Origin of the sequence: Pseudomonas sp. MWU16-30316, assembly GCF_020515645.1 — a bacterium.
GTDB lineage: Bacteria > Pseudomonadota > Gammaproteobacteria > Pseudomonadales > Pseudomonadaceae > Aquipseudomonas > Aquipseudomonas cerasi.
Genome location: NZ_JAIZAZ010000018.1, coordinates 1 through 2,598, shown reverse-complemented (window position 1 = coordinate 2,598; position 2,598 = coordinate 1). Strand labels below are relative to the sequence as shown.

Genomic DNA, 2,598 nt, shown 5'->3' with positions numbered 1-2,598 from the left:
TCAACGCAGTTTCCGAGACGCCTTTGGGTCAGAATATTGGACAAAGGCTGGCTGAGTACGGTGAAGTACTGGGAGAGCAGGTTGCCAATGCCATGGAAGGCGAGAAGATTAACAAGGATGACAACACCGGCGCCTACCTGATCGGTGGCGGAGTGCTTACAGCCGGCATCTTGACTGGTATGCTGGTAAGCGGTAAATCTGTAGCCAAGTCTAGGACTATCTCAGCCGAGATGAAGGCTGATGCTTATCACCCGGACTGGAAGAACTATACCGGGACTGACAGGGGTGTTGGAGCGGATGTTGTTAAAGGTGGTGGTGCAAAAGGCGTCGAAATACCTCCTTCAGTGAACAAACCATTAGGTTTGGGTTCGACGGGTAGAACTACGCCTGCTAACTTGAATGAACAGATTGCAATGGAGCAGGCTATTTCAAATCCTGCTGCTGGTCGCTCACTGCCGGTTCCGATGACTGATTCCCGATGGCCAGCAACTGATGGTTGGGTGAAAACGGCGCAAAATATCAATGGAATAGAAATCCACTACGTTAGAAACTCCATTACTGGAGCAATTGACGACTTCAAATTTAAGTGAGTAAACATATGCTTGCCTTTTGCCAGGCCAATCTCGGTAGTGCTATCCCAACGACGGAACGCTATTTAGGTGAGGTAGATCAAACTGACTATTCTCCTTTGAGTATTGGGGAAAGTTACGTGGTGTATGCGCTGTTGTTTATTTTTGATCGGGTAGATTTTTTAGTGCGGGCTCCTGATCAACCTCCTTTTTGGGCTCCGAGCAGTCTATTTCGATTGATTGACGCTAGGATTCCAGCAGGCTGGGAGTTTTGTATTACTCAGTTGCGCCCTGGCTACAAGTCTCTTTTTGATGCGTTCAAAATTAGCTATGTTATGGGCTATCCGCTGCTAGTAAATGAGTATGAGCATTATGTAGGGGTTGTTGAGCGAGACCCAGTAGAGCTTCTACGATTTATGGAGGAAGAGCTAAAGCACATGTCAGACTGATTTAACGATTTGATGTTGCAAAAGCGATAGACGACTCTGTGTCCTATGCTAAATGGCGGGATGATTTAGCACAGCCAAAAAGCTTAACTGATAGAAGGGACCGAAAGGTCTGGTGCAACTGGCGGTTTTCAACGCGGTTTCCGAGACGCCTTTGGGTCAGAATATTGGACAAAGGCTGGCTGAGTACGGTGAGGTACTGGGAGAGCAGGTTGCCAATGCCATGGAAGGCGAGAAGATTAACAAGGATGACAACACCGGTGCCTACCTGATCGGTTGCGGAGTGCTTACAGCGGGCATCTTGACTGGTATGCTGGTAAGCGGTAAATCTGTAGCCAAGTCTAGGACTATCTCAGCCGAGATGAAGGCTGATCCTTATCACTTGGACTGGAAAACTTTACCGGGACTCATAGGGGTGTTGGAGCGGATGTTGTTAAAGGTGGTGGTGAGGCGAAAGGCGGTGCTGGAAAAGCTGCGGAATCACCCTCCGGACCTCGTAACGAAAAAGATCTTGCAGGTGGGCCACTTGAGCATGCGACTCAGGTGAGCAGGCGCTTAAAAAACGATGGCGGGCCATCCAACGGAACTGTCTACAGGGCAGATAATCAAGGTAATATCACAAGCTATGCCGTATATGATTCAGAGCGGCTGATCGTTAGACGAGTAGATGTAACTGGCGCAGCCCATGCAAATGTGCCTACTCCACATGTAATAGAGTACGGAAGAAATACATTGCCCGATGGAACTGTTAGAGTTCAATCGCCTTCGACTAAATTCGCACCACGTCCCGCCAATTTGGATGAGATACCATGATAAAAGTTAATACACTTTCTCCTTTCGTTGGGTTGGCGCGATATGAGGCTTGGAAGGATGGGTGGGTTGATAAAGATAAAATTGACGAATTCTCATACATAAGCAATGTATGCAATCCTGAGGATTTATTATTGTCATGCAAACTTCTATTTCCTGATTTTGTTGTTGTTCAAGAGGGGGTTTTCTTAGAAGGGAAATATGATGCTGATATTTTTGTTTCTTGGTTGAAGCACTTTAATGGTGATCTTCAAGTAACAGAGAAAATGTTAAATCATACTCATTTATACGATGTGTTCGATTCATGCTCAGGTGATATTGATGACCGTATATTTGAACAATTGGCAAACGTGCTTGCACTGTCTTGGAGGCTTGTCCTGAAAGATAAGTTTCCAGAAAGAAAATTTTCTGTAGATATTTCAATTACAGACCAAGATTATCGGCCGATAGTTACTTTTTATCAATTGTCTTAAGTTTGATGATTACGCATCATGTGTAGTTGGCGAGAGACTGTTAAGGTTTGCAAGGCAGCCCAGAACAATAGCTTCATCGAGAACACCCGAAAAAATGTCGGCGGAGAAGCCGATATCGCCATCGGCCCAGGAGGTTTCGGTGTTTACGCCAGCGTCAATATTGGCAAGGGCGACCTAGAGCGCGAAGGCAAACAGCAGCAGGAAGTTTACCTGTATGCCGGTAATCAGCTCGGTTTCACCAGCGGTCAGGACACCAATATTGCCGGAGCCACGCTGCGTGGCAACGATGTCGTCGGACGT

At 46.7% G+C, this 2,598-nt stretch carries 5 protein-coding genes; all 5 read left to right on the top strand.

Translation table 11 applies throughout. The features are described 5' to 3' along the window. Positions 1–590: hypothetical protein (locus LCH65_RS26125; RefSeq protein WP_226439945.1), on the top strand; the 590-nt coding region annotated here is incomplete at its 5' end. 8 nt (positions 591–598) lie between these two features. Beyond that, a complete protein-coding gene (locus LCH65_RS26120; protein WP_122241212.1) occupies positions 599–1,018 on the top strand; it encodes a hypothetical protein in 420 nt (139 codons plus the stop codon). A gap of 112 nt (positions 1,019–1,130) precedes the next feature. After that, positions 1,131–1,562, top strand: a complete 432-nt coding sequence (locus LCH65_RS26115; protein ID WP_183132774.1) for a hypothetical protein — start codon at positions 1,131–1,133, stop codon at positions 1,560–1,562. A 262-nt stretch (positions 1,563–1,824) separates the two neighbouring features. Further along, a complete protein-coding gene (locus LCH65_RS26105) occupies positions 1,825–2,298 on the top strand; it encodes a hypothetical protein (protein WP_226439944.1) in 474 nt (157 codons plus the stop codon). A gap of 18 nt (positions 2,299–2,316) precedes the next feature. After that, positions 2,317–2,598 (top strand): hemagglutinin repeat-containing protein (locus LCH65_RS26100; protein ID WP_226439943.1); only part of this gene is annotated, 282 nt, incomplete at its 3' end.